The 25,627-nt window shown below is 68.5% G+C and carries 19 protein-coding genes; 5 read left to right on the top strand and 14 right to left on the bottom strand.

Annotated features, from left to right (window positions below; genetic code table 11):
• The first annotated feature begins 139 nt into the window (after positions 1-139).
• On the top strand, positions 140-1,555 hold the full coding sequence (locus tag AMS67_RS16370; protein ID WP_082305573.1) for a cation:dicarboxylate symporter family transporter: 1,416 nt from the start codon (positions 140-142) through the stop codon (positions 1,553-1,555).
• 43 nt (positions 1,556-1,598) lie between these two features.
• On the opposite strand, the gene AMS67_RS16365 is transcribed toward AMS67_RS16370, so the two are convergent.
• The 7 genes from AMS67_RS16365 to AMS67_RS16335 form a co-directional block, all read right to left on the bottom strand.
• Positions 1,599-2,375, bottom strand: coding sequence for a 16S rRNA (uracil(1498)-N(3))-methyltransferase (locus tag AMS67_RS16365; protein WP_053388272.1), 777 nt, complete (start codon positions 2,373-2,375; stop codon positions 1,599-1,601).
• Positions 2,376-2,377: 2 nt separating this feature from the next.
• Entirely contained in the window at positions 2,378-3,475 is a 1,098-nt protein-coding gene (gene dnaJ, locus AMS67_RS16360) for a molecular chaperone DnaJ (RefSeq protein WP_053353187.1), read from the bottom strand.
• Positions 3,476-3,531: 56 nt separating this feature from the next.
• Entirely contained in the window at positions 3,532-4,569 is a 1,038-nt protein-coding gene (gene hrcA / locus AMS67_RS16355; protein WP_053388271.1) for a heat-inducible transcriptional repressor HrcA, read from the bottom strand.
• A gap of 163 nt (positions 4,570-4,732) precedes the next feature.
• Positions 4,733-5,959, bottom strand: coding sequence for a radical SAM family heme chaperone HemW (hemW, locus tag AMS67_RS16350; RefSeq protein WP_053388270.1), 1,227 nt, complete (start codon positions 5,957-5,959; stop codon positions 4,733-4,735).
• Positions 5,960-5,965: 6 nt separating this feature from the next.
• Positions 5,966-7,102 (bottom strand): DUF1990 domain-containing protein, encoded by a 1,137-nt coding sequence (locus tag AMS67_RS17025; protein WP_075201459.1) that lies wholly within the window; start codon positions 7,100-7,102, stop codon positions 5,966-5,968.
• The gene (gene lepA / locus AMS67_RS16340) at positions 7,099-8,952 is read right to left on the bottom strand and encodes a translation elongation factor 4 (protein ID WP_053388269.1); all 1,854 of its coding nucleotides are present in this window, start codon (positions 8,950-8,952) and stop codon (positions 7,099-7,101) included. Before lepA ends, AMS67_RS17025 begins: the two co-directional genes overlap by 4 nt.
• Positions 8,953-9,019: 67 nt before the next feature.
• Complete coding sequence (locus AMS67_RS16335; RefSeq protein ID WP_053388268.1) at positions 9,020-10,474, bottom strand: HNH endonuclease signature motif containing protein; 1,455 nt, start codon at positions 10,472-10,474, stop codon at positions 9,020-9,022.
• Positions 10,475-10,658: 184 nt separating this feature from the next.
• Between AMS67_RS16335 and rpsT the strand changes: the two genes are divergently transcribed.
• Positions 10,659-10,919: a 30S ribosomal protein S20 gene (gene rpsT, locus AMS67_RS16330; RefSeq protein ID WP_053388267.1), complete on the top strand. Its 261-nt coding sequence runs from the start codon at positions 10,659-10,661 to the stop codon at positions 10,917-10,919.
• 120 nt (positions 10,920-11,039) lie between these two features.
• Here the strand turns inward: rpsT and holA are convergent, their stop codons facing one another.
• The 4 genes from holA to leuS all read right to left on the bottom strand — a co-directional run bounded on the left by holA (position 11,040) and on the right by leuS (position 18,366).
• Entirely contained in the window at positions 11,040-12,080 is a 1,041-nt protein-coding gene (holA, locus tag AMS67_RS16325; protein ID WP_053388266.1) for a DNA polymerase III subunit delta, read from the bottom strand.
• 69 nt (positions 12,081-12,149) lie between these two features.
• Positions 12,150-14,720 (bottom strand): ComEC/Rec2 family competence protein, encoded by a 2,571-nt coding sequence (locus tag AMS67_RS16320; protein WP_241488122.1) that lies wholly within the window; start codon positions 14,718-14,720, stop codon positions 12,150-12,152.
• Positions 14,717-15,625, bottom strand: a complete 909-nt coding sequence (locus AMS67_RS16315) for a ComEA family DNA-binding protein (protein ID WP_053388265.1) — start codon at positions 15,623-15,625, stop codon at positions 14,717-14,719. Before AMS67_RS16315 ends, AMS67_RS16320 begins: the two co-directional genes overlap by 4 nt.
• A 215-nt stretch (positions 15,626-15,840) precedes the next feature.
• Positions 15,841-18,366, bottom strand: coding sequence for a leucine--tRNA ligase (gene leuS / locus AMS67_RS16310; protein ID WP_082305572.1), 2,526 nt, complete (start codon positions 18,364-18,366; stop codon positions 15,841-15,843).
• 179 nt (positions 18,367-18,545) lie between these two features.
• Here leuS and AMS67_RS16305 point away from each other — a divergent pair, with 179 nt between their 5' ends.
• On the top strand, positions 18,546-19,040 hold the full coding sequence (locus AMS67_RS16305; RefSeq protein WP_053388264.1) for an SRPBCC domain-containing protein: 495 nt from the start codon (positions 18,546-18,548) through the stop codon (positions 19,038-19,040).
• On the opposite strand, the gene AMS67_RS16300 is transcribed toward AMS67_RS16305, so the two are convergent.
• Positions 19,037-20,551 carry an anthranilate synthase component I family protein gene (locus tag AMS67_RS16300; RefSeq protein WP_082305588.1) on the bottom strand — a complete coding sequence of 505 codons (1,515 nt, stop codon included), beginning with the start codon at positions 20,549-20,551 and terminating at the stop codon, positions 19,037-19,039. The two genes, AMS67_RS16305 and AMS67_RS16300, sit on opposite strands and share 4 nt — an antisense overlap.
• A gap of 34 nt (positions 20,552-20,585) precedes the next feature.
• On the opposite strand from AMS67_RS16300, the gene AMS67_RS16295 reads away from it, so the two are divergent.
• Together AMS67_RS16295 and AMS67_RS16290 are read left to right on the top strand one after the other, a co-directional pair.
• The gene (locus AMS67_RS16295; RefSeq protein WP_053388362.1) at positions 20,586-21,290 is read left to right on the top strand and encodes a maleylpyruvate isomerase N-terminal domain-containing protein; all 705 of its coding nucleotides are present in this window, start codon (positions 20,586-20,588) and stop codon (positions 21,288-21,290) included.
• Positions 21,287-22,117 (top strand): aminotransferase class IV, encoded by an 831-nt coding sequence (locus AMS67_RS16290; protein WP_053388262.1) that lies wholly within the window; start codon positions 21,287-21,289, stop codon positions 22,115-22,117. Before AMS67_RS16295 ends, AMS67_RS16290 begins: the two co-directional genes overlap by 4 nt.
• Here AMS67_RS16290 and cydC read toward each other — a convergent pair.
• Together cydC and cydD are read right to left on the bottom strand one after the other, a co-directional pair.
• A complete protein-coding gene (cydC, locus tag AMS67_RS16285; protein WP_241488121.1) occupies positions 22,092-23,840 on the bottom strand; it encodes a thiol reductant ABC exporter subunit CydC in 1,749 nt (582 codons plus the stop codon). The genes AMS67_RS16290 and cydC overlap by 26 nt on opposite strands.
• The gene (cydD, locus tag AMS67_RS16280) at positions 23,837-25,555 is read right to left on the bottom strand and encodes a thiol reductant ABC exporter subunit CydD (protein WP_053388261.1); all 1,719 of its coding nucleotides are present in this window, start codon (positions 25,553-25,555) and stop codon (positions 23,837-23,839) included. Before cydD ends, cydC begins: the two co-directional genes overlap by 4 nt.
• Between the last annotated feature and the right edge of the window lie 72 nt (positions 25,556-25,627).

The raw sequence follows: 25,627 nt of genomic DNA, 5'->3' as shown, positions 1-25,627 counted from the left end.
CTCACCCCGCCGGGGTCCGATAAGCCCGAAATGCACTCGTCATCTTCGCGCCGCTTAGCGTGTTGAACGCGACGGCACCGAGTGCTTCTCGATCACCGCCGCATTGCACATGGACAACGGCGTTCTCAGGAGGAACTTCATGGTCATCCCGGCCCCCGCGCGGCATTCCCGCCCGAACGAAGCACACGACCCACGCCCGGCCCGCCGGCGTCGGTGGGACAAGCACACCTGGCTGTACGTCTCCGTCATCATCGCGGTCGTGCTCGGCGCCGCGGTCGGCTTGGTGGCACCCGACTTCGCCGTTGCCCTTGAGCCGCTCGGCAAGGCCTTCGTCGGTCTGATCAAGATGATGATCGCACCGATCATCTTCTGCACGATCGTGATCGGCGTCGGGTCGATCGCAAAGGCGGCGACGGTCGGCAAGATCGGTGGCCTCGCCCTGGTCTACTTCATGGCCATGTCGACCCTCGCACTCGCCATCGGGTTGGTCGTCGGTAACGTCATCCACCCCGGCGCCGGCCTCGACATGCAGGGCGCCGAGTACGCCACCGAAGGCGCTGCAAGTGGCACGCACGAATTCTTACTCGGCATCATCCCCACAACGTTCTTCTCCGCCTTCACCGGCGAGAGCGTGCTGCAGGTGCTCTTCATCGCACTGTTGGCAGGCTTCGCGCTGCAAGGGCTCGGCGAGCGCGGCGCACCGATCATGGCGGGCATCAAGCACCTGCAGGCGTTGGTCTTCCGCATCCTCAGCATGATCCTGTGGATCGCTCCCGTCGGCGCATTCGGGGCGATCGCCGCCGTTGTCGGCAAGACCGGCATCGCGGCGATCTGGAGCCTCGGCGTACTGATGATTGCGTTCTATCTCACCTGCATCGTGTTCATCGTCGGGGTGCTCGGCACGCTGCTCTACGCCGTCACCCGCGTCAACATCTTCAGTCTCATGAAGTACCTCGGCCGGGAGTACCTGCTGATCGTCGGCACCTCGTCATCGGAGTCGGCGCTCCCCCGCCTCATCGCCAAGATGGAGCACGTCGGGGTCTCGAAGCCCGTCGTCGGCATCACGGTGCCGACCGGCTACTCCTTCAACCTCGACGGCACCGCGATCTACCTCACCATGGCGTCGCTCTTCATCGCGACGGGCATGGGCGACCCCATGAATCTGAGCGAGCAGATCGGCCTCCTCGTCTTCATGATCATCGCATCGAAGGGTGCCGCCGGAGTCACCGGTGCGGGTCTCGCGACGCTCGCGGGTGGACTGCAGGCCTACCGCCCCGAACTCGTCGACGGCGTCGGCGTGATCGTCGGCATCGACCGTTTCATGTCGGAGGGCCGCGCGCTCACCAACTTCACCGGTAACGCGGTGGCAACGCTGCTCATCGGGTCGTGGACGCGGCAGATCGACTCCGAGCGTGTGCGTCGCGTGCTCGGCGGAGCGCTCCCGTTCGACGAGTCGATGCTCGCCGGCGACGGGCACGGCGCCGCGAACACGACGTCGACCGCGCCGCAGCCGCAGCGTGCCGTCGCCGAACGGATTCCCGCCGAAGTGAACTGAACGCACTGGGCGATGGTGGGCCGGGGCCAAAGCGCCTCGGCCCTTACCAGCGCCCGAACGTCGTATTCAGCACGGCAATCGCAGCCGGGCCCGCCGAAGAGGTGCGGAGCACGGTCGTGCCGAGCACGAGAACGTGTGCCCCCGCCGCTTCGAGCGCGTCGAGCTCGGCATCGGCAAACCCGCCTTCTGGGCCGACGACGAGTACGACGTCGTCGATCGCATCTGCACTGGCCGCGGCGGATCGCCCCCACTCCGACAGCGTCAGCGCACCCCGCGGATGCAGAGCGATCACCGCGGAACGATCACTCCGTGCCAGCAGTTCGAGGTCGGACAGTGCGACGGGTTCGCCCACAACGGGAATCGCAGCCCGCATCGACTGCTTCGCCGCTTCACGCGCAATACGCTGCCACTTTGCGACGCCCTTCGCGGTCTTCTCCGCACCGCCCGCGCCGTCCCAGCGCGACACGGAGCGGCTCGCCTGCCAGGGCACGATCGCGTCGACGCCGAACTCGGTCGCCTGCTCGACAGCGCGCTCGTCGCGATCGCCCTTGGCGAGTGCCTGAACGAGCACGAGGCGAGGCCCGACCGCGGCGTCACCGCCCTCGGCGTGATCGATGCGCACGCTGAAGCGATCCTTCGCGACCTGCTCTGCGGTGCCGGCACCGATCGCGCCGCGACCATTGCCCACGAGAATGCGCTCGCCCACGCGCAGACGGCTCACGCGAACCGCGTGCCGCGCCTCCTCACCGGTGATCTCGACCAGCGCGCCCGGAGCGAACGCCGCATCGTCGAGATCTTCGCGGTAGTAGAGGTTCGCCATGCTCAGCCCTGGCGGAAGAAGCGGTCGCGAATCTTGCCGAAGAAGCCCTGGTGGAACTCCCCGAGATGCGGCTGCTCGTCCTTGCGCAGCGCGGCGAGCTGGCGCACCAGATCCTTCTCTCGGTTCGACAGCTTGGTCGGCGTCGCCACCTGCACCGCAATCTTCAGGTCGCCGCGCGTCGTGCTGCGCAGCCCCTGGATGCCGCGCCCGCGCACCGTCAGCATGTCGCCCGACTGGGTGCCGGCCTCGACCTCGACCTCGACCTCGCCGTCGAGCCCCGCGAGTTTCGCGCTCGCGCCGAGAATCGCGTCGGTCATCGACAGCTGCATCGTGCAGAGCAGATCATTGCCGTCGCGGCTGAAGATATCGTGGTGCATCACGCGGAATTCGATGAACAGGTCGCCATTGGGCCCACCGCCCGGGCCGACCTCGCCACCGCCACGCATCTGCAGGCGAGTGCCGGTGTCGATGCCCGAGGGCACGTCGATCGGGAAGGTGCGGCGCTCGCGCACGCGCCCCTTGCCCGCGCACTCAACGCAGGGATGCTCGATGACGGTGCCATACCCCTGGCAGCTGCCGCACGGGTGCATCGTGACCACGTTGCCGAACAGCGAACGGACCTGGCGCTGCACCTGGCCCTGTCCGCCGCAGACATCGCAGGTGACGGGGTGGGTGCCGGGCTGGCAGCAGCTGCCCTGGCAGACGTTGCAGAGCACCGCCGTATTGACCGTGATCTCGCGCTGGGTGCCGAAGATGACGTCTTCGAGCGAGACGTCCACGCGAATCATCGCATCGTCACCGCGCTCCGAACGCGAGCGCGGGCCGCGCTGACCGCCGCCGAAGCCGCCCCCGAAGAAGGTCTCGAAGATATCGCCGAAGCCCGCCGCCCCGCCCTGGCCGCCACCCATGTCATAGCGCTGACGCTGTTCGGGGTCACTGAGCACGTCGTACGCGTGCGTCACGTCTTTGAACTTCTCTGCCGCGTCTTCGCTCGGATTCACATCCGGGTGCAGCTGGCGCGCCAAACGCCGGTAGGCCTTTTTGATCTCTTCGGGGGTCGCCTCGCGGGTGACTCCGAGGGTCTCGTAGTGATCGGCCACGCTGTTGTACTCCTAGGGGTTGGTGGTGGGAAGTGCTGGTCGGATGAGGCGGCGGATTACCGCTCTTCACCCAGGAATCGGTTGAGGTATCGGGCGACCGCGCGCACCGTCGAAATGTTGCCGGCATAGTCCATGCGCAGCGGGCCGAGCACGCCGAGCTTCGACACGGCGGTGCCTTCTTCGTATGTGGACGCGATGATCGAGGTCTCGGATAACCCGTACGGCTCGTTTTCTCGCCCGATCGACGCAGAAACTTCTCTGCCATCGTGCGCGAGTTCGCCGAAGAGTCGCAGCAGGGTCACCTGCTCTTCGATCGCTTCGAGCACCACGGGCAACGATCCGGCGAATTCACCGTCGGGGCGCGACAGATTGGCTGCGCCGGCGACGGCGATGCGGTCGTTGCGATTGGCCTGGAGCTGGTCGAAGACGACGGTCAGCACGCGCCGCACGAGGTCGATTTCGTCGGGTTGCGCCCAGCTCTCGATATCCGCCTCGAGTTCGGCGACGGCCGCGGCTGCAGACTCGACGTCGATGCCGACCGCCGCTTCGGCGATCCGCTGACGCAGACCGTGCACCCAGGCCTCGGTGACGCGCGAGGCCGGCAACCAGGCGACCTGCTGTTCGACGACCCCGCTGCCGAGAATCAGCACGCTCAGCACCCGATCTTCACCGAGCGCCACGAGATCGATGTGCCGCACCGCGGTGCGACGCAACGACGGGTACTGCGCCACAGCAACCTGATTGGTGAGTTGCGAGAGCAGACGCACGGTGCGGGCCATGACGTCGTCGAGGTCTGAAGAATCGCCGAGGAACCGCTCGATCGCCGTGCGCTGGGCGACCGTCAATGGGCGAATGCGAGCCAGGGTGTCGACATAGAGCCGGTACCCCTTGTCGGTGGGGACGCGGCCCGACGATGTGTGCGGCTGCGCGATCAACTCGTCTTCTTCGAGCAGCGCCATATCGTTGCGAATCGTCGCCGCAGACACCCCGAAGCTGTGGCGATCGACGATCGCTTTCGAGCCCACCGGTTCGTTCGAGGAAACGTAGTCACTGACAATCGCGTGCAGTACGGCGAGGCTGCGCTCGGAAACCATTGCCCCTCCTGACGCCGAATCGTGGATGCGGGCCTCGCGCACGGGCACTGGCACTCGCATATTCCGAGTGCTAAGCCTACCGCAGTCCGACGATCAGGCGGCATTCGGAGTGGCGGCTCCGTGTTCGCCTGCGGCGAGATCTGAGGCGTGAGCTCGATTCATGTCAGCTGCCGAGCAGCCGGTGCACGACGGTATCCGCGAGCAACCGACCGCGCAGGGTCGGGATCACCCGGCCGCCGATCGCGGCTCGCCCGTCGATGAGTCCGTCGGCGATGAGCTGCGGGATCGCCCGGCGCTCCTCCGCCGTCAGCACCTCGGCAGGCAGGCCCTCGGCGATCCGGGTTTCGAGCAGAATGCGTTCTTCACGGCGTGACGCATCGGTGAGGGTCTCGCGTGAGTGCGCTGGGGAGACGCCCGCTGCCATGCGCTGCGCATAGGCACCAGGATGCTTGACGTTCCACCACCGCACGCCGCCGACGTGGCTGTGGGCGCCTGGCCCCGCAGCCCACCAGTCTTCGCCCGTCCAGTACGAGAGATTGTGCCGGGAGCGGGTCTCAGGGGTGCGCGACCAATTGCTGATCTCGTACCACGAGAAGCCAGCGGCAGCGAAGCGCGCGTCGGCGAGCTCGTACATCTCGGCGTGCAGATCCTCGTCGGGTTCCGCCACCTCGCCACGACGAATCTGCGCTGCGAGTTTGGTGCCGCGCTCGATGATCAGCGCATACGCCGAAATGTGATCGGGAGCGCACGCGAGTGCGGCGTCGATCGAGCGTTCCCAATCGGCAAGGCTTTCGCCTGGCGTGCCGTAGATGAGGTCGACACTGACTTGGAGGCCAGCGTCGCGAGCCCATTCGGTGACGAGCGGCACGCGCTCGGGCGAGTGGGTGCGGTCGAGCGTGGCCAGCACGTGCGGCACGGCCGACTGCATGCCGAAACTCACGCGGGTGAAACCGGCCTCGGCGAGCGTGCGCAGGTACGCGGCGTCAACGGAATCGGGGTTCGCTTCCGTCGTTACCTCGGCTCCCGGCGCCAGCCCCCACTCCTCGCGGATGCGGCCGAGCATGGTCGCAAGATCGCTCGCCGGCAGCAGCGTCGGCGTGCCACCCCCGAAGAATACGGTCGAAACCGGGCGCTCTGGCAGACCCGCGTCGCGGAGCACCGATGCACCGAGCGCGAGCTCCTGGCCGACTTGAGACGCGTAATCGTCGCGGGTCGTGCCGCCGAGCTCACTCGCGGTGTAGGTGTTGAAGTCGCAGTACCCGCAGCGGACACGGCAGTACGGGACGTGCACGTAGACGCCGAAGTTTCGGTGTTCGGCCCCGATTGCGACACTCGCAGGAAGCGAGCCGTCATCGGGAGCCGGATCACCCTCGGGGAGCGCGCTCGGCACGGCGGATCACCGACGGCTGCTCGGCCGACGCTGATGCGTGGTCGACACGGGCACTTCGGAGGTGGAGGAGTCGTCGCCTGCAGTCTCGACAGGTTCAGCCACCGGACTGGGTTGCGGTGAATCTGCGGTCACTGCAGATGCTTCGGGCTCCAGCGAGTCTTCGGGCAGTGGCGAAGCTTCTGTCTCGGGCGATGCTTCGGGTACGGGCGAAGCTGTGCGCTCTTGCGATGCTTCCGGCTCGGCAGATGCGTCCGGCTCGGCAGACACTTCGGGCTCAGCGAACGCGACCGTCTCCTCCTCCACGATCAGCTCTGATGCCGCACTTGGCTCAGACGGCTCATCGGACGCGGGCGTCTCCCCCGACTCGACGAACTCCGGTTCGAGCACTTCGGATGCCTCCGGCGACGATTCGACTCGCCCGCTGACGTCAGCGGCATCGCCGTCGTCAGCGATGGCGACGGATGTCTCATCGTCTGCCGCCCCCAAGTTCGGTGTGGGTTGTGCGCCCGGGGCGAGGCTCGCCAGCTGCGATTTCACGGCGTCGAGTGCGATGCGCACGTCGGCACGCCCCTTGAGTCCCAGCAGCCCGCTCTTCGGGGCAGCGACGAATCCGCGGGCGACCGCCCACACCGTGTCATCGGGGCGGAATTCGATCGCGAAGCGTTGCTCCCCCACGGCGCCCTGCTCGTCTCGGGTGCCCCACGCGAAACCGACGCATCGGTCGTCATCGATGGTGTAGATCACGAGTATGCCTCGTGGGTCTTGGCCGCCTGCGTGCAGCGTCGCTGTCGTTCCCGCGACGATGAACGGTTCGCCATCGGGCCCGAAGTGCTCTTCGAGTTCACCCGCGGCTTCAGGGATGCCGTCCCCCGAGAACGACGGGCCGGCGTACTCCGCGCCCGAGCCGCGCACGATGTCGGTGACGCGCACGCCCGAACCGCGTTGCGCACCCCAGGTCATGAGCAGGCTCGATGCGAGCAGGAAGCGCTCCTGTCCGCTGCCGAGGCGGAGCTCTTCCTCGTATGAGGTCATGCCCTCCGGCGGAAACTTGACGATATCGGGTTGCTTCGACGCGCCGACAGCGGCATACGTCACCGGCATCTCGACGTGGCTGCTGCGACGCGGGGGCTGCTCCTTGCTCATCGCTTGGCGCCTTCCTTGCCCTCCACATCTCCGGAGAGCGCTGCGATGAAGGCTTCTTGGGGAACCTCGACGCGCCCCACCATCTTCATGCGCTTCTTGCCCTCTTTCTGCTTCTCGAGCAGTTTGCGCTTGCGGCTGATGTCGCCGCCGTAGCACTTGGCGAGCACGTCCTTGCGAATCGCGCGGATCGTCTCGCGAGCGATCACTCGCGCGCCGATGGCTGCCTGAATCGGCACCTCGAACTGCTGACGCGGGATGAGCTTGCGGAGTCGCTCCGCCATCATCGTGCCGTAGCTGTAGGCATTGTCGCGGTGCACGATCGCGCTGAAGGCGTCGACCGTGTCTCCCTGCAGCAGGATGTCGACCTTCACGAGGTCGGCTTCCTGATCGCCCATGGGTTCGTAGTCGAGGCTTGCGTAGCCCTGCGTGCGACTCTTCAGGTGGTCGAAGAAGTCGAAGACGATCTCGCCGAGCGGAATGCTGTAGCGGAGCTCCACGCGCTCGCCCAGGTACTCCATGCCGAGCAAGCTGCCGCGGCGGCTCTGGCAGAGCTCCATGATGGCGCCGACGTAGTCTTTCGGCGCCAGGATCGCCGTCTTCACGACGGGCTCGCGCACGTTACGGATTTTGCCGTCGGGGTACTCCGACGGGTTCGTCACCGTTACTTCAGTGCCGTCTTCCTTTGTGACCTGGTAGACGACGCTCGGCGCCGTCGCGATGAGGTCGAGGTCGAACTCGCGGCGCAGTCGCTCGGAGATGATCTCGAGGTGGAGCAGGCCCAAGAAGCCGCAGCGGAAGCCGAAGCCGAGCGCGACTGACGTCTCGGGCTCGTATTGGAGCGCTGCGTCTTCGAGCTTCAACTTGTCGAGCGCCTCACGCAGCACCGGGTAATCGGAGCCGTCGAGCGGGTACAGGCCCGAGAACACCATAGGCTTCGGGTCGGTGTAGCCGGGCAGCGCCTCGGTCGCCGGGTTGCGCTTTGCGGTGACGGTGTCGCCGACCTTCGAGAGCCGCACATCTTTCACACCGGTGATCAGATAACCGACCTCGCCGACGGCAAGCCCCTGCGTCGGTCGCATCTCGGGCGCCGACACGCCGATCTCGAGCGCCTCGTGGTCATACCCGGTCGACATCATCTGGATCTTTTCGCGCGGCGACAGATTGCCGTCGATCATGCGCACGTAGGTGACGACGCCGCGGTACGGGTCGTACACCGAGTCGAAGATCATCGCTCGCGGGGCGGCATCGGCCACGCCCACGGGCGCGGGGATGCGCTCAACCACGCGATCGAGGAGCTCTTCCACGCCGGCACCGGTCTTGCCCGACACCTTCAAAATGTCGTCGGGATCGCCACCGATCAGATCAGCGATCTCGCGCGACACGCGCTCGGGGTCGGCAGCCGGGAGGTCGATCTTGTTCAGGACCGGGATGATTTCGAGGTCATTCTCCATCGCGAGGTAGAGGTTCGCGAGCGTTTGCGCCTCGATGCCCTGCGCGGCGTCGACCAGCAGGATCGCCCCCTCGCACGCGGCGAGCGAGCGCGATACCTCGTAGCTGAAGTCGACGTGCCCCGGGGTGTCGATCATGTTGAGAGCGAAGTCACCCGCATCGGTTGCCCAGTGCATGCGCACCGCCTGCGACTTGATCGTGATGCCGCGCTCGCGCTCAATATCCATCTTGTCGAGGTACTGCGCGCGCATTTCACGGTCGGGCACCGTTCCGGTGACCTGCAGCATGCGGTCGGCAAGCGTCGACTTGCCGTGATCGATGTGCGCGATGATGCAGAAGTTGCGGATCTTCGCGGGGTCGGTCGACGCCGGTGCCGGGGGGTTCAAGCTGCGTGGAGACATTGTTCGCAATTATCGCACGCGCAGGCGCCGGATCGCGCGCGTGCCGACATCTGGTCGTTCTGGAGCATCAGAAGGGCTCACCCGGGTAGGGCCTTCTGAACGCATCGCCATCCGATTGGTCTCCAACCTCATCGTCACCCGGCGGCCTTCTCGCCGACGCAGCCCCCTCAGCGGAACGCGCGAATCTCACGCGGCCCGGAGGCCGGTCTGCGTATGCACGACCAGCGGGACTCGTCCAGTGCAGCACACCGTCGTCGCTCTGCCGCACGCGCCAATCGGAGTGGTGTTTCAGCACGTGGTGACCACGGCACAGGTGGGCGAGGTTGTCGGTGGCAGTCGCACCGCCGAGCGCCGCGTCGACCGTGTGGTCGAGGTCGCACCGCGCGACGGGGACGCCGCACCCGGGAAAGCGGCAGTGCCGATCGCGTGCTCCCAGCCGACGGCGCATGCTCGCGCTCGGGCGGTACCGGTCAACGCTGAGCACGTCGGCGGTCTGGGGATGCGTCACGACGCGTTGCCACACGGGTGAGGTGGCCGCGAGTGCGCGGATGCCCTGCAGCGGTACCGGGCCCGCACCGACGAGCTCTGCCACAGGTGCGCTATTGCCCGATCGTGGCGCGTGTAGCGCTTCCCACGGCACGATGACCTGCACGCGGGCATCGATGGCGCATTCGCCGGCCCGATTGCCGTCGGGGTGTCGCGCAATACGCAGCCCCGCCCCGCTGCCTCCCAACACCAAGTCACACAGTACGTCGGCTCGCACCTGGTCACGTGTTCGAGTCGTCGACACTCGATCCACCTCGCGAGCGATGCGCGTCAACCGGTCGTGGATCGCGAAGGCTTCGACGGTCGGCAGTACCGCCGTCAGCTCGGACATTCCGTCGGCGACCGCGGTCACGACAACGCGGCGCTGGCGCACGGCCTCCTCGTGTCGCTCATCGAGGGTGCGCTCGGCGTACTCCTCGGCGAGTCTGCGCGCGATTGGCCGCAGTCGGTTGGCAGTCTCGACGCGCGCGTGCACGAGCACTGCGCGTTCATAGTCCGCGCGGCGCGCGGCGGTGGTCGAGGCATCGCCCGCCCCAATCACGAGGCCGGAATCCACGATGACTCGCGCATGCGTCGCCGAGATCTCGCCGCTCGCGAGTGCCGAGTGCGCGCCGCGATAGTGACGACGCAGCGTGTACGCCGCATCCATGCGCGCCTCGGCGGCGCGCTCGCTCGTTCCCAGCAGGAGTGCCGCCTCCGCACGCAGTGACCGGTACTCCAACTCGGTACTCCGCCCTTCACCGGGTTCGGTGGCCAGCTCGACCGCCGCACCGAGAAACTCGCTCCGCGCCGCATCGAGGGCCCGTTGCACGCCTTCGAGGTGCTCCACCCAGTTCAGCAACTCATCGACGCGCGCACGCCGAGCCGCACCGGCTGCGGAACATGGAGCCGACGGAGCCGACAGACCTCCTGCGGCCGCACCAGCCACAGTCATCTCGCCGCCTGTGGCGGGGTGCTCACGGGTGTCGGGGGTCATGCTTCCATCTCACCAGGGACCACCGACATTCTTGACACGGCAGCAATGCCGGGTATCACGTTCCGAGTTCTGCTAGACTCGACTCTTGGCTTGCGTGTGGTCAACAACCACACCTCCCGTAAGGTGCCCTCTCTCACCGTGCGGATCAAACCCGTCAACTGGATTTCAAAGGACACATCTCAACGTGGCAAACATTAAGTCGCAGCTCAAGCGCATCAAGACCAACCTCAAGGCGACCGAGCGCAACCGTGCGTACAAGAGCGAGCTCCGCACCGTCGTGCGCGCGACCCGCACCGCTATCGCCGGTGGCGACAAGGCAGCTGCCGAGGCAAAGCTGAAGGTTGCAAGCCGCAAGCTGGACAAGGCCGTCTCCAAGGGCGTCATCCACAAGAACCAGGCTGCGAACCGCAAGTCGAGCCTCGCTGCACAGGTCGCAGCGCTCTAACGCTCACTGCGCAGCAGTCTTGAGGGCCCCGCTTCGGCGGGGCCCTTTTTCGTGCGCCATTTTCCAGCGGTCGATGACGTGCCGCGCGAGGACGACGCGCTTCGCGCGCGCCACCGCATTTCAGCGCAACGACACCCTGCCGCGCTTCGCGACGAACAGCAAGTACTTCTCGAGCGCGTACTCGGGATCACGACTGCCACCCTTCAGCAGCCACTCGGTTTCCGCGGCCAGATCGATGGCCCGCGCGAGATCCTCCTCGCGCCACCCCCGCACCTCACGCAATGCGCGGTCGACCTGCCACGGTGCCATGCCGAGCTCCTTCGCCAATTGGCCGCCGGATCCCGCGGCTCCGTACACCCGAGCCATCGCGCGCACCTTCATGTTCAATGCCGCGAGCATCGGAATCGGATCGGTGCCGGTCGAGAACGCCTGACGCAGCAGCACGAGCGCGTCGGCTGCGCGCCCCGCTGTCGCGGCGTCTGCCACGCGGAAGGCGTTCGTCTCCACGCGCCCTTCGGTGGCGCGGGTGACCTGATCTTCGTCAATGCGCGTACCTACGTCAGAGACGAGTTGCGTGATCGCACCGGCGAGCTCACCGATTCCGCCTGAGTACGCCGCAGCGAGCTGGCGCACGGCGCCCGGAGTCGCCTGCGCGCCGGCCCGACGGAACTCGGCTTGCACGAACGCCAGTCGGTCTTGATCCTTCTTCATTTCAGGGCAGACCACTTCGATGCCGGCCCCCGCGCCACCACGCACCAGATCGAGCAGCGCCTTTCCGCGCTGCCCGCCCGAGTGTCGCAACACGAGCGTCGTGTCGTCTGCGGGCTCGACCACGTAACGCTTCGCATCTTCGAGGAACGCGTCGGAGCACTTCTCAACGCCGTCGACCCGAATGAGTCGGGGCTCAGCAAAGAGCGACGGACTGGCGATGGTGAAGAGCTCCCCTGCCGTGTACGAAGCGGCATCGACATCGTGTACTTCGAGGTCGGTGTGCGCATCGACGAGAGCAGACTTGATCGCCTGGCCGGCGCGGTCGGCGAGAAAGGCCTCGGGACCTGAAATGAGCACGACAGAAGCCGGTCGTGCTTCGCTCCAGTCGAGCTGCTGAATCTTCGCCTTCGCAGAAGCCGATCGGGGTGCCGCTTTCCGTGCCTGTGCCACCTCACCAGCCTACCGGCGCGCTCCGACATCGAGACGCCTGCGGCCGTCCATACCGGCGGAGAGCTGACCTCATCTCCCCCGCTCCACCCAGGTGCGCAGCGCCCCCGCACGCCCGCTCAGCGCGATGGACCCGAGCTGATCCGTGCGCAGCGCTCGCGTCCCCGCCCGCGCCAGCCCGTCGAGCGCGGAGGCCGTTGGGTGACCGTACGAGTTGTCTGCCCCGACCGAGATCAATCCGACTTCGGCGTGCACGCGCGCAAATAGCGCCGGATCGAGGTCAGACGAGCCGTGATGCGCGACTTTCATGACGTCAGCCTCGAGCGTTGCGCCTGACCGTTCGAGTGCAACCTGCTCGGTTTCCCCCGTATCGGCGAGGAGGAGCACTGTGAATTCACCGGTGTCAACGTGCAGCACCTGGCTGGCCGCGTTCGTATCAGCGGGCACGATATCTGGGGCGGGCGCGAGCACTTCCCAGCGCAGGTCTCCCAGTGCACCACGCACGCCGGCGACCCCGGGAGTCACGGGCACGCCGGCCTTCGAGAGCGTTGAGACGACCGGCCTCGCGTCCCCGTCCTCACGATTGTTCGGCGCGACCAAGGCACGATCGACACGATCGATGATGGCCGGGAGGGCACCGACATGGTCGCGATCGTCATGGGACAGGACGAGGATCGCCACACGCCCGATGCCGAAACGATCCAGGCATGCGGTCAGCAAATCAACGTCATCGCCCGTGTCGACCATCATGACCGCGTCAGGTGCGGCGGGGTCGCGCAGCATCAGTGCGTCACCCTGCCCCACGTCGCAGGCCACCACGCTCCAGTCTCCGGGAGTGCCGATCTGATCCGCAGTCGGCACGATCAACGTCGGGCCGAGGAACACTCCGGCAGCCGCAGCCGAGAGTGCGGCGAGCCAGACCCGTATCTTGGTCGGACGCGGGCGCACCTCGCCCCAGGGGTCGGGCCCGCTCGCCAGCGAGGAGCAAGATTCGGCGCAGGCTTCTCGACCCACCTCGCCTGCGCTGCGACTCCCCCGAGCACTCAGGCCTTGCGACCGGCCTCCTCCCTCTCCCGGGCGATCGCGCAGGATCCACCACACGATCAGTACCAGCGCCTCGACCGCTCCGAGCAGCAGCGCGCCGCTCCACCCACCCGGCCAGAGCCAACGCGCGGCCGGAAGCGCTGCGGTCACCGCAGCGGTTGCCTCGATCCATCTCGCCGCAATCGCCGCGCCCCACACGCACACCGCCGCGGCCGAGCTCGAGACCGGTTCCGCGAGCATGGCCAGCAGTCCGAGGCCCGTGCCCCACGGCGCGGCCGGCGCGGCGAGCACGTTCGCGACCAAGCCGGCAGCAGGAAAGCCATCCTGCACCAGCAGCAAGAGTGGCCCGCAGGCGAACTGTGCGGCGATCGCCACCGCAACGGGGAGGCGCACCCACTGCGGCACCGCGAACACTCGACCAATCGCTCGCGATATGCCGGGTGCCCAGAGCAGGATGCCCGCGGTGGCCGTGACCGAGAGCGCGAAACCGGGTTGCAGCGCCTGCCAGGGATCAGCGATCAGCAGGGTGAGAATCGCGAGCGCCAGACAGGGAAGCGCCGATGCGCGCTTTCCGCCGTACCCGGAGACCAGCACGACCGCGGCCATCACCGCTGCCCGCTGCAGGCTCGCATCGGGCCCGACCACACCGACGAAGCCGAGGAGTGCCACCGCCGAACCGATGATTCGCCCCCGCCGCCCGACACCGAGTCTCGCGACGACCGAAGCCATCGCCGACACGACCAGCGCGCAATTGGCGCCGGACACCGCGACGAGGTGGGTCAATGAACTCTGCTGCATGTCGGCGTTCAGCTGCTCGGAAACCAGGGACGTATCGCCGACGGCAAATCCTGGCACGAGCGATGCCCCGGGTGCGCCCGCTGACAGATCGCGCAATCCCCCGCGCAGATGCGTCGCCCACCGGCTAAGTGCCGCCTGCGCTCGACGCACCGTATTCGCCCCATCGGGGTCGCTCTTCATCTCGGCCTCCGACACGCGCACGCCGTATGCGGCCGATGAGCCGGGTTCGAGCATCACCAGTCGGCCCTGCACCCGAAGCCGAGAGCCCGGGGCCCACTGCTCCACCCCTTTCGGGTCGTCGAACCACAACACCACCGGCACCGCCCCGCTGCGACTCTGAGCTGCAGCAGACACCCACCCGGCACGTCGTCCGTCGGCATCCGTGCCGAGCTTCGGAAACGCACGCAGCGTCACCTCGAGCTCGAGCGGTGAGCCGCGCTCGGCCGCACTGCGGAACCCCGGGTCGGCTCGGACCGTTTCGAGCGCGTCCACTCGCGCGCCCAGCACCACGGCGAACCCGCACAGCACGACCACGCAGGCGAGCACACGTCGCGCAGTCAACCAGCGCGTCAAGATGATCGCGATCGTGCCGGCTAGTGCCGCCCCGATAGCAAGCCGGCCGCCGGTGCCCGGGAGCACGATGCACACGGACACCACGGCCCAGATCACGAGTGCCGGGGCGAAGAGCCGCCAGATTCCCGGTGGCGCGCGCGTCGCGGAGACAAACTGGTCGGTCGTGGGTGCGGAGTGGCCGCTCACGGCTGAGGGATCATCGATCGCGGGTGCGGGGCGGCGGGTCACGGCACGACCAGATCTCTGAACCCCTCAAGTGTCTTCGCTCCGATCCCGGAGACCTCGAGCAGCTCATCCACGGAGCCGAATCCGCCATTCGCCTCCCGCCAATCGATGATGCGCTGCGCGAGCGCGGGCCCGATCCGCGGCAGGGTCTCGAGGTCGGCGATCGTCGCCGAGTTGAGCGACATCTTGCCCGCGCTCGCGCTTGCCCCTCCGGGCCCTCCAGAGCCCGGCGGTGCCTCGGCCGCCGAGCTCTGCCCAGCGGAGAGCCCTCCCGAGCCTTGTTCGGCCCAGACCGCAGCCAGCGCGGCGTCGGGCACGACGATCTGCTCGCCGTCGACGACGGTGCGCGCCAGGTTCACCGCATCGAGCTGAGCCGCTTCGGTGGCGCCGCCCGCCACAGCAATCGCATCGGACACCCGAGCACCCTCAGGCAGTTCGACGACGCCCGCGGCTGCCACCGCGCCGACCACGTGCAGGGTCACCGTGCCGCCGGCTGCAGCAGGGTCTGCACCGCTCGACGACCGCTCACGTGCGGCGCCGCCCCCTGACTCGATCACTCCATCGGTAAGAGCACCCTCATCGGTATCACCATCGCCGGTGTTCTCCCCAGCAACGAGATCGGTGTCGAGGGAGGCTGCGTCCGCGGGCACCGCGTGCCCGCGGACCATCGTGAACCCAATCGCCACGGCAACGGCTGCGACGAATACCACCACGCCGACAAGCACGGGGAGAGCAACCGCACGCTTCAGCCGATCTCGGACGCGCGTCGCGGGTGCCCAGGCCAGCGCCCCGGGGGCAGCATCGCTCGACAGACCCGAGGATTCGCCTCGGGCCCAGTGTCCGCGTTCGAGCACACGCTCCGATGTCCAGGCGGGGGCGATATCGACCGGCACGGTGTCATGCAGCACTGCCTGAGTCTCGGGCCCACGAGGTGATTCGATCGCTTCATGTCTTGCCGCACCGCGACCGGCTTGCTCCACATCCATGCCGAAACGCTATGGGGGCGTCGGGTACGCACAACGCCCGTGGTGGCAATCTGTGAACAGATCTCCACCACGGGCGTCATACGCGACGCTGTGGACGCGTGCGGCACAGCGCGAGCACGATGCCGCGCCGCCGCGACCTACGCCGCGGGCTTCGTCGCGATACTTACGATCTTCGGCACGCGCACAATGACGTTGACGATCTGGCGGTCGCCGATCGCGCGCTGCACACCGGCCGATGCGCGGGCCGCTGCTTCGGCGTCCGCCTCAGACACCGAGGCGGGAAGCGTCAGGCGATCCCGCACCTTGCCATCGACCTGCACGACCATGGTGACCTCGTCTTCGACGAGCAGCGACTCGTCGGCGGACGGCCACTCGGCGAGCGCGACGCTCGGCTCGTACCCGAGCTTCGCCCACATATCTTCGGACGCGTAGGGTGCGAAGAGCGACAGGATCTGGGTGATCGCCTCAGCCGACTCGCGCACGGCCGGGTCGGCAACACCGGCGCCCGAGTCGATCGCCTTGCGCGTCACGTTGACCTGCTCCATGAGGCGCGCGACCACGACGTTGAACTTGTACGCCTCGACGAGCCCCGGGGCGTCGGCGAGCAAGCGATGGGTCGACCGGCGGAGTGCCTTGTCGCCCGCCGCGAAGTCGGCGCCGCGGGCCGCACCCGAGGCTTCGACGTCGTCGACGATGCGCCAGGCGCGCGCCAGGAACTTCGCAGACCCCTGCACCGACACGTCGGCCCAGTCGATGTCGTCTTCGGGCGGGCCGGCGAACGCGAGCGTCACGCGCAGCGCGTCGGCGCCGTGCGCCTGCAGCTCGCTCGCGAACTCGACGAGGTTGCCCTTCGACTTCGACATCTTCGCGCCGTCTTGCAGCACCATGCCCTGGTTGAGCAGCGAGGTGAAGGGTTCATCGAAGTCGAGGTAGCCGAGATCGTGCAGCACCTTGGTGATGAAGCGCGAATAGAGCAGGTGCAGAATGGCGTGCTCGACGCCACCCGCGTACTGATCGATCGGACCCCAGGCGTTGACGACCTCGGGGTCGAACGCCTGCGTGCTGTCGGTCGCCGACAGGAACCGGAGGTAGTACCACGAGCTGTCGACGAACGTATCCATCGTGTCGGGGTCGCGCGTCCAAGTGTCGCCGGTCTCGGGGTCGACCACGGTCGCCCACTCGGTGGCCGCGCCGAGCGGCGAAGCGCCCTTCGGCTTGAGGTCGAGCCCCTCGGAGGCGGGCAGCTCGACCGGCAGCGCATCGGCGTCGACCGGGCGCATCTCGCCATCGGCACCGTGCAAGATCGGGATCGGCGTGCCCCAGTAGCGCTGGCGCGAGATCAGCCAGTCGCGCAGGCGGTAGGTCGTCGATGCGCGGCCGGTGCCGCGCTGCTCGAGCACCTCGATCGCGCGCGCAATCGCCTCGGTCTTCGGCAGGCCGTCGAGCTCGCCCGAGTTGATCAGCACGCCTTCGCCTGCCGTCGCGACGCCGCTTTCGGCGGGATCGGGCAGCTCGGCGCCGTCGGCGTCGCGCACGTCGACGACGACGCGCACCGGAAGTTCGAACTTCAGCGCGAAGTCGAGGTCGCGCTGGTCGTGCGCGGGCACCGCCATGATCGCGCCGTGACCGTAATCGGCGAGCACGTAATCGGAGGCCCAGACCGGGATGCGCTCACCGTTCACCGGGTTGACCGCGAAGTGGTCGAGGAAGACGCCGGTCTTCTCGCGATCGGCGTTCTGACGCTCAATCTCGGTCTGCTTCTGCGTCGCGGCCAGGTACTCCTGGAACGCCGCACGCGACTCCTCGGACGCGCCCTCGGCGAGTTCGGCCGCGAGGTCGGAGTCGGGGGCCACGACCATGAAGGTCGCCCCGTGCAGGGTGTCGGGACGGGTCGTGAAGACGGGCACCTTCTCATCGCGGCCCTCGATCTCGAACTCGACCTCGGCACCGCGCGAGCGGCCGATCCAGTTGCGCTGCATGTTCAGCACCTTGGTGGGCCACTGGCCTTCGAGGTTGTCGAGGTCGTCGAGCAGGCGATCCGCGTAGTCCGTAATGCGGAAGTACCACTGCGTCAGCTTCTTCTTCACGACCATCGCGCCCGAGCGCTCGGACGTGCCGTCGGCGAGCACCTGCTCGTTGGCGAGCACGGTCTGGTCTACCGGATCCCAGTTGACCCAGCTCGCCTTGCGATACGCGAGACCCTTCTCGTACATCTTCAGGAACAGCCACTGGTTCCAGCGGTAGTACTCGGGATCGCTCGTGTGGAGCACGCGGCTCCAGTCGAACGACGGCGCGTACAGGCGGAACGAGGCCTTCTGCTGCGCAATGTTCGCGTACGTCCACTCGCGCGGGTCGACGCCGCGCTTGATCGCCGCGTTCTCTGCGGGGAGACCGAACGAGTCCCAGCCGATCGGGTGCAGCACGTCGTAGCCGCGCCCGCGCCAGTACCGCGCGAGCACGTCGCCGAAACAGAACGCCTCGGCGTGGCCCATGTGCAGGTCGCCCGAGGGGTACGGGAACATGTCGAGCACGTACTTCTTCGGCTTCTCCGAACCCTCGTTCGTCACCTCGAAGGGCTTCAGCTCATCCCATACGGGAAGCCAGCGGTCTTGAATCGCCTGGAAGTCGTAGCCTTCGGCGTCGCGGCCCTGCTGCTCGGTCACACATACCTCGATCTCGTTCGGAATCGCCCGCCGTCGCGAGCGCACACTTCCGTCCAGGATACCGCGTCGAGCGCTGCGGAATGCTCGCGTCGACCGCGCCTGCGGCGCATACTGAGACGACGCCGTGCGATCCGCCATCCAATGCCGACAGCACCCGGCACTCACCGACAGGAGCCGACATGTCATTCACCCCGTTCGACGCCGAGCTCGACCTCGAAGTCAGCCGCATCATTCGCGCGCCGCGAGCGGTCGTCTGGCGGGCGTGGAGTGACCCGGAGCGCCTCGCGCAGTGGTGGATCCCGGGACCGATCACCACCCGCATCGACCGCCTGGAGCTCGTGCCCGGAGGTGCCTTCGTCACCCGCATGAGCGAGGACGGCTCGACGTTTGTTCCGCACATGAGCGCGGTCTTCCTCACGGCCGAAACGGCCCGGCGCATCGTCTTCACCAACGCGATCGACGCCGAGTGGCGACCGGTGGCTCCCGCTCCGATCGCTCTCACCGCCGAATTCACATTCACCGATCACCCCGAGGGCACGGAATATCGGGCGACCGCTCGTCATGTGACGGCGCGGGATCGCCAGACGCACGCGGACCTCGGCTTCACCGAAGGGTGGACCGCTGCGACCGAAGGCCTCGCGAGCATCGCCGAGGGTGAGGCGTCCGGCGCCTAGTCCGCGATCGCCTCGGGCGTCAGCGCGGCCATCAGTGCCGCCGCTTTGAGGTGCTTCTCGGCGACCTCGCGCTGCGGCACCGAGTCGATCGTGATGCCGCCGCCCGCGCCGAGGCGCGCGCCCACGGTGGCGGTTGCGCCGCCGTCGCGGCGCTCGCGCAGCAGTTCCACGCTGCGGATGGTCATGGCGATCTCGGCGTCGCCTCCGCGATCGACCCATCCGAAGCACCCCGAATAGAGCCCGCGCGGGCCGCCCTCGATTTCCTGGAGCAGCTCCACTGCGCGCCGCTTGGGGGCGCCCGTCATCGATCCGCCCGGGAATGCCACGGTGATCGCGTCCCAGATTCCAGCGTGCTCGGTGAACCGGCCGGCGACGGTGCTCACCAACTGATGCACGTGCGCGTGGTTCTCGACCTCGAGGAATCGCTCGACCCGCACCGTGCCCGGCACGCACACGCGGCTCAGATCGTTGCGCATCAGGTCGACGATCATCAGGTTCTCGGCGCGCTCCTTCGGGTCTCCCGCGAGCTCCGCCGCGAGCTCCCGATCTGCGGCGGCGGTGTCGCCTCGGCGCCGTGTGCCCTTGATCGGGTGCGTCACCACACGATCGCCGCGCACGGAGAGGAATCGTTCGGGGCTGGCGCTCACGAGCGCCCGGTCTCCCGCATCGATGATGCCGCCGCGTATCGGCGTGCCGACGGCGCGCAGCCGCGCATAGATGTCGACGGCGCTGCGCGCATCGTGCGGAACCCCCGCCGCATCCGCCGTGTCAGTCAGGCACAGCACGTACGCGTCGCCCGCCCGGATCGCGGCGCGACACGCATCCACTTCTCTTGCGTAGCTCGCGTCGTCGCGGCGCCACTGCGGATGCGTTGAGACCTGTGCCCCGGGCGCGATTGCGGCGCCACGCGGATCGGCCGAAGGCCCGGGTTCGGCTGCGGGTGTGGGTGTGGGTGCCGGCGCGGATGCCGCTGCGGCGAGGAGGCCACCGTGCTCGGCGAGCCAGGCGTCGATCGCGTGTTCACTCGGGCCGTGCAGTCGCGCGGTCAGCGATTCGTGGTCGATGGCGAGCACCACCTCGCAGCGAAGCGCGAACCCGGGTGCGAGCTGGGCATCACGATCGTCGCGGACTCGGTGGTCGACATCGGCAAGCGGCTCGAGGCCGAGCAGCGCGACTCCGAACTCGTACCCCAGCGCCACCGCCCAACCGCCGGCCCAACCGCTGCGAACCGGGCGGTCGCCGGTGCCCGCGGTCGGTGCCGCATCGTCCGCCCGCAGCGCATCGAGAAATGCCGACTCGCGTCCGCGTTCGGCACGGCGCACCTCCGACGCGAGCGCGAAGTACGACACTCGCGATTCTCCGGGCGCCGAGACCGCGCCATCGAACCAGCACCAGGCCCGTCCTGTGGCCGCAAAGCGCCGGGCGAGCTCGACGGCGTCCTCGATAAACGTGCCCAAGAAACGCACGGCACCACTCGGTGCAGCGCGCGGATCGGACCGGTCTTCGGGCATCGTCACAGCGTACCGCCGGTGCTACGCTCGCGACATGCAGATCGACGGAATCGCGGAGTCGCGCACGAACTTCGCTGCGGCCGCGGTCTGGGCGGTCGAGGTCGTCGATGCGCTCGGCGACGCGGACTGGGAGGGGCCTGGGCTCGGCGCGTGGAACCTGCGCGCGCTCGTGGGGCACACGAGCCGGGCCCTGCTCACCGTCGAAACGTACCTCGCCCGGCCCACAGATGTCGAGGTGGTGCGCAGCGCCGAGGACTACTACGCGCGCACCCTCGCGCAGCCCAGCGCAGACGAGGCCGCCGTGCTGCAGCGCGGCGTCGATGCCGGCGCGGCACTCGGCGCTGACCCGGCGTTGGCGTTCGCGGAGATCGCCGCCCGCGTGCTGCGCGCCGTGCGCGACGCCGGCAACCCGGTGATCGAGACGATCGTGGGCGGCATGCGACTCGATGTATATCTGCCGACCCGGGCCTTCGAGCTCGTGGTGCACGGTCTCGACATTCAACGCGCCACCGCCGGCTCACGCGGTGCATCGTCTGACAGGCCTGGCGATCCGCCGGCCGAGGTGCTCGCGGGTGGCCTGCAGTTGGCCGGGTCGCTCGCGGCCCGAGGCGGGTCTGGCGCCACGCTGCTGCTCACGCTCACCGGCAGAGCTTCTCTGCCCGCGGGATACTCGGTGCTCGCAGCACCGGCTGCGGCGCCCGATAGCGATCACCCGGCTCCGCACCGGAGCTCCGCGTGAGCTCCCTGTCGGTCTCGAGTGGCGCGGGGCGCCACGAGCCGGCTTCCGAGCCGCACCTGCTCGCCGCGGACTCCTTCCGAGTCAGCACGCACGCGGGCGAACCCCAGGTGCGGGCATTCAGTGCGCATCTGACGCGCTTCGCCGCCTCGGCAAGCGCCGCGTGGTTGGAGCACGATCGCACCGCAGACCCGCAACGCATCGCGGAGGCACTCGCCGCGTTCATCTCCGAGGCCCGCGAGCGCATCGCTGTGTCGGGCGATGGATTCCCTCGGCTCGAACTCTGGTCGGCAAGTGCTGAGTCCACCGCTGAGGCGTCCGCACCGAGTCTGGCACTCGCGCTGCGCCCGCTCCCCGTGCTCAGTGACCAGGTGTCACTTGCGTCGGCGCCGCGCGGCGTTGCACCCGGGGCCGAGCGCAAGGGCCCCAATATCGCCCGCTACGGCGCGCTGATCCGAGACCTCGGGGCCGAGCCGCTGCTCACCGATGAGGCCGGCTGGGTGCTCGAGGGCGCGACGACCAGCGTCATCTGGTGGCCGGATCGCGGAACCGCGCACCAGGGTTCCGTCGTGGCGCAGGCCGCTCGCGTGCCATCGGTCACTGAGGCCACACTACGGGCGGCAGTGACGAACCTGTCGCCCGCGCGTGTCACCCCCGACGAACTCCGCGCGAGCGAAATGTGGGCGGTGAATGCGCTGCACGGCATCCGGCCGGTCACGCACCTCGACGGCACGCCTCTCGTCTCGCCCAACCCCGAGCGACTCGAGCGCTTCCGCGCCGTGCTCGACCGGAGCTGGGAGCCGGTCAGAGCGACAGACGGGCCGCGCTGATCCCCTCCGGCAGCTCGGTGTGGGTGATCAGGATCACCGCGCGGTCAGCGGGGACCGCGCCGAGCAGGTCGGTCAGCAGTCGATCGGCGAGTTCGCGGTCAACCCCGGCAGTCGGCTCGTCGAGCACGACCACCGGGAAGTCCGCGAGGATGGCGCGTGCGAGCGCGATGCGCTGCGCCTGACCGCCCGAAATCCACGCGCCGTCGGCGCCCAGACGCGCGTCGAGTCCGCCGCGCTCCAGTGCCCAATCGGCGAGCCCGACTCGGTCGAGCACGGCCCACAGGTCGTCATCGGTCGCCGAACCGCGTGCAGCGCTGTCGCGAGCGAACTTGAGGTTCTGCCGCAGGTCGGAGTCGAACAGGTACGGGCGCTGCTCGCAGAGTCCGATGATCTCGCGCACGCTCTCGGGTGCCAGTTCGCGGGCATCCCGGCCACCGACTGCGAACCCGCCGCGCGACTCGAGGAAGCGCACGAGTGCCAGAGCCAACGTGGACTTGCCGGCCCCGCTCGCGCCGGTGATTACGAGCGTCTCCCCCGCCGCAACGCTGAACGAGACGCCCGAGACCGCATCGTGGTCGGCGCCCGGGTGTCGCACCGCGAGCTGCTGCACCTCGACGAGCGGTGCCCCCGGTTCGGGCACACACGCCGACACGGTCTCATCTGCGTCGTCGGCGAACGCGGCCGGCACGAGCTCAGCCGGAAGCGAGCGCTCGGTCAAGTCGGCGACGCGCTCCGCGCTCGCCTGCACTGCGCGCCGGGCACTGAGCGCTGCCGGCACCTGGGCAAACACTTCGAACACCGCCGCGGGAACCACGACGGCGGCAGCGAACAGGGGTGCGGTGAGGGCACCGGGTTCCGCGCCGAGCGCAGGCAGCATCACGAGCAGGCCGACGATCGCCGCGAGTCCCGATGCCAGGCCGAGCACGGCGCCCGAGAATCCGGCGGTGCGGATGCGGCGGAGCTGCACTTGCGCGAGCCGACGCTCGGCGTCGCTGATGCGAGCGCGCTGGTGATCCACCGCCCCAAATGCGGACAGCACCTCGGCCGCAGAGAACCGCTCAAGGAGCGCGTCGACGACGTCAGCGCGCGCGGCGCTCACCCGGCGATCATCGGCCCCCGAGAAACGCGAGGCGACGGCCACAGCTGCGCCGCCACCGACGAGCAGCGCCGCGAGCAGCACCAGGGCGGCGGGCAGGGAGATCACCGCGATGACCACCACGCTGAGGGCCGTGACCGCAATGCTCACGATGAGCGGCTGACGCACGCGCAGGGGTTCGTCTTGCAGCTGATCGACGTCATCGACGAACGCGGCCAGCACCTCTCCGCGGCGATGGGACTCGATGCCGCCCGGCACCCGGGGCACGAGGGCTGCGAAGGTGCGCGACCGCAGCGTGGCGAGCTGCGCGAGCGCCGCATTGTGGCTGAAGAGACGCTCCGCGTAGCGGAACGCGGCACGCCCGATCGCGAGCGCCCGCACCCCCACGATCGCAAACGTGAGGTGGAGAATGGGTGGCTGCTCGCCCGCCCGAACGATGAGCCACATGCTCAGACCGAGCAGGCCCACCACGCAGGCATCGGCCAGAATGCCCAGCACGATGCCGGGAGCACGACGTCGACGGCTGGGCATCGCGCGCTCGAGCACGGCCCGCTGTGCTGCGGTGCGCCTCAGGCCGGTGCGCTGCCCGTCCGTTCGCTGCGCGGTTTCGGTGAGCCGACTCATCATGCCACCTCCGAGACGGACGTTTCGGTGCCGGGAGCTTCGGCGGCGGCTGGAACAACCTGCACGACGCGGTCGGCCGTCGCCTGCAGCGCGGCGCGGTGCGTCACGAGGAGCACGGCACGGCCGGCGTCGGCTTCGGCGCGGGCGATCATGCCGATGCGCGCCTCGCTCGCGGCGTCAAGGGCAGAGCTCGGTTCATCGAGCACGAGCGCGCCGCAGTCGAGTACGCGCGCCCGGTACAGTGCGCGCGCCACGGCGATGCGCTGCGCCTGTCCGCCTGACACCCCGGTACCACCGGCGCCGAGCTCGAACGCCGTATCAAGGTCTGCGAGGTCCACGTCGGCCAGTGCCGACCGCACCAGCTCATGATCAATGGAATCGGCACCGAGCGCGACATTGTCGGCGATCGTGCCGTGCAGGAGGCCCGGGCGCTGGCCGGCCCACGCGAGGCGCTCGGGCGCGGTGATCGTACCGCGAATCGGCGCGGTAAAGCCGAGGAGGGCTGCAAGCAGCGTGGACTTGCCGGCGCCCGAAGGGCCCACGAGCGCGACGACCTCGCCGGGGGCGACGTCGAAGCTCACGGGGCCCACCACGCGGCGCCCACCGCGCGCCACACTCACGGCGTCGAAACGCACGCCGCGAACCGCTTCCGCATCGGCGCCCGCCCCCGCTGCAGCCGGCGCCGCAGCAGTCGCCGAGCGCACACGTGCAGCGTCGCCGTCGTCTTCGATGATGTCGAAGACGCGGGTGGCGGCCGCGAGACCCTCGGTCGACGCGTGGAAGGCCGAGCCCACCTGCCGAATCGGCACGAAGGTCTCCGGCAGTAGCAGGAGTACGAACAGGCCGAGTCCGAGGGGAAACTCTCCGCTGACGAGCCGCGTGCCCACCGTCACAGCGACCAGCGCGATCGAAAACGTGCCGGCGAGGTCGAGCACGAACCCGGAGAGGAACGTGACGCGCAGCACCGTCATGGTGCGCGAGCGGTACTCGTCGGTCTCCCGAGCGATGCGCGCGACCTGACGCCGCTCGCGCCCGAAGATCCGCAGCGTCGCGAGGCCTGCGACGACATCGACGAACGACGACGATAGTCGCTGCAGCTGATCCCACTGCCGATCCTGCACCGTTTGCGTTGCGAGGCCGATCAGAATCATGAACACCGGGATGACGGGGAACACCACGACGACGATCAGGCCGCTCAGTGGATCGGCGAGGAGCACGGCAAGGATCAGGATCGGCGTCGCCGCCCCAGTCAGGATCAGCTGGGGAATGTACCCCGAGAAATAGCCGTCGAGCGCGTCGAGCCCGCGCCCGAGCACCGTCGCGAGCTCGGCGTCGCTCGCGCCGCCATCACGCTGCGGGGTACGGCGGTCGAGCGCGTCGAGCGCCGCAGCCCTGAGCTGCGCCTTCACGGCGACGGCGCCCCGCGCGGCGACGACGTCCATGCCCCAGCTCGCGGCGGATCGCACGAGCACGGCAGCCAGAGCACCGGCCACGAGCCACGGCACCTGATCCGGAGCGAACGCCCCCTCGTCGATGCGACCCCGTACTCCGGGAATCCCGTCCATGAATGGGAGCGCCGCAGCGGTGATCGCCTGCGCCAGGCACCATGACCAGGCGAGTACTGCCCCGGTGCGCAGCAGGCCGAGACCGGCCCCGATGAGCAGAACGCCGCGGGCTGCGCGCGCATAGCGAAGCAGTCTCGGGTCGAAGGGTTTCACGAGATTCCTGACAAGTCGAAGCGGTGCGGTGCGGAGCCGCTCGAGGCAGTCTACGGGAGCCCGGGGCTTCAC

Source organism: Leucobacter japonicus, assembly GCF_001273855.1.
In the GTDB taxonomy this organism is placed as follows: Bacteria; Actinomycetota; Actinomycetes; order Actinomycetales; family Microbacteriaceae; genus Leucobacter; species Leucobacter japonicus.
This window is presented reverse-complemented; position numbering and strand designations above follow the sequence as displayed.

Bases quoted from the DNA above. Each gene is read 5' to 3' on its own strand.
- AMS67_RS16370 (WP_082305573.1), top strand. From the start codon at position 140: ATGGTCATCCCGGCCCCCGCGCGGCATTCCCGCCCGAACGAAGCACAC.
- hrcA (WP_053388271.1), bottom strand. From the start codon at position 4,569: ATGGTTTCCGAGCGCAGCCTCGCCGTACTGCACGCGATTGTCAGTGAC.
- lepA (WP_053388269.1), bottom strand. From the start codon at position 8,952: ATGTCTCCACGCAGCTTGAACCCCCCGGCACCGGCGTCGACCGACCCC.
- AMS67_RS17025 (WP_075201459.1), bottom strand. From the start codon at position 7,102: ATGAGCAAGGAGCAGCCCCCGCGTCGCAGCAGCCACGTCGAGATGCCG.
- AMS67_RS16295 (WP_053388362.1), top strand. From the start codon at position 20,586: ATGCAGATCGACGGAATCGCGGAGTCGCGCACGAACTTCGCTGCGGCC.
- AMS67_RS16335 (WP_053388268.1), bottom strand. From the start codon at position 10,474: ATGACCCCCGACACCCGTGAGCACCCCGCCACAGGCGGCGAGATGACT.
- AMS67_RS16305 (WP_053388264.1), top strand. From the start codon at position 18,546: ATGTCATTCACCCCGTTCGACGCCGAGCTCGACCTCGAAGTCAGCCGC.
- AMS67_RS16365 (WP_053388272.1), bottom strand. From the start codon at position 2,375: ATGGCGAACCTCTACTACCGCGAAGATCTCGACGATGCGGCGTTCGCT.
- cydC (WP_241488121.1), bottom strand. From the start codon at position 23,840: ATGATGAGTCGGCTCACCGAAACCGCGCAGCGAACGGACGGGCAGCGC.
- AMS67_RS16300 (WP_082305588.1), bottom strand. From the start codon at position 20,551: ATGCCCGAAGACCGGTCCGATCCGCGCGCTGCACCGAGTGGTGCCGTG.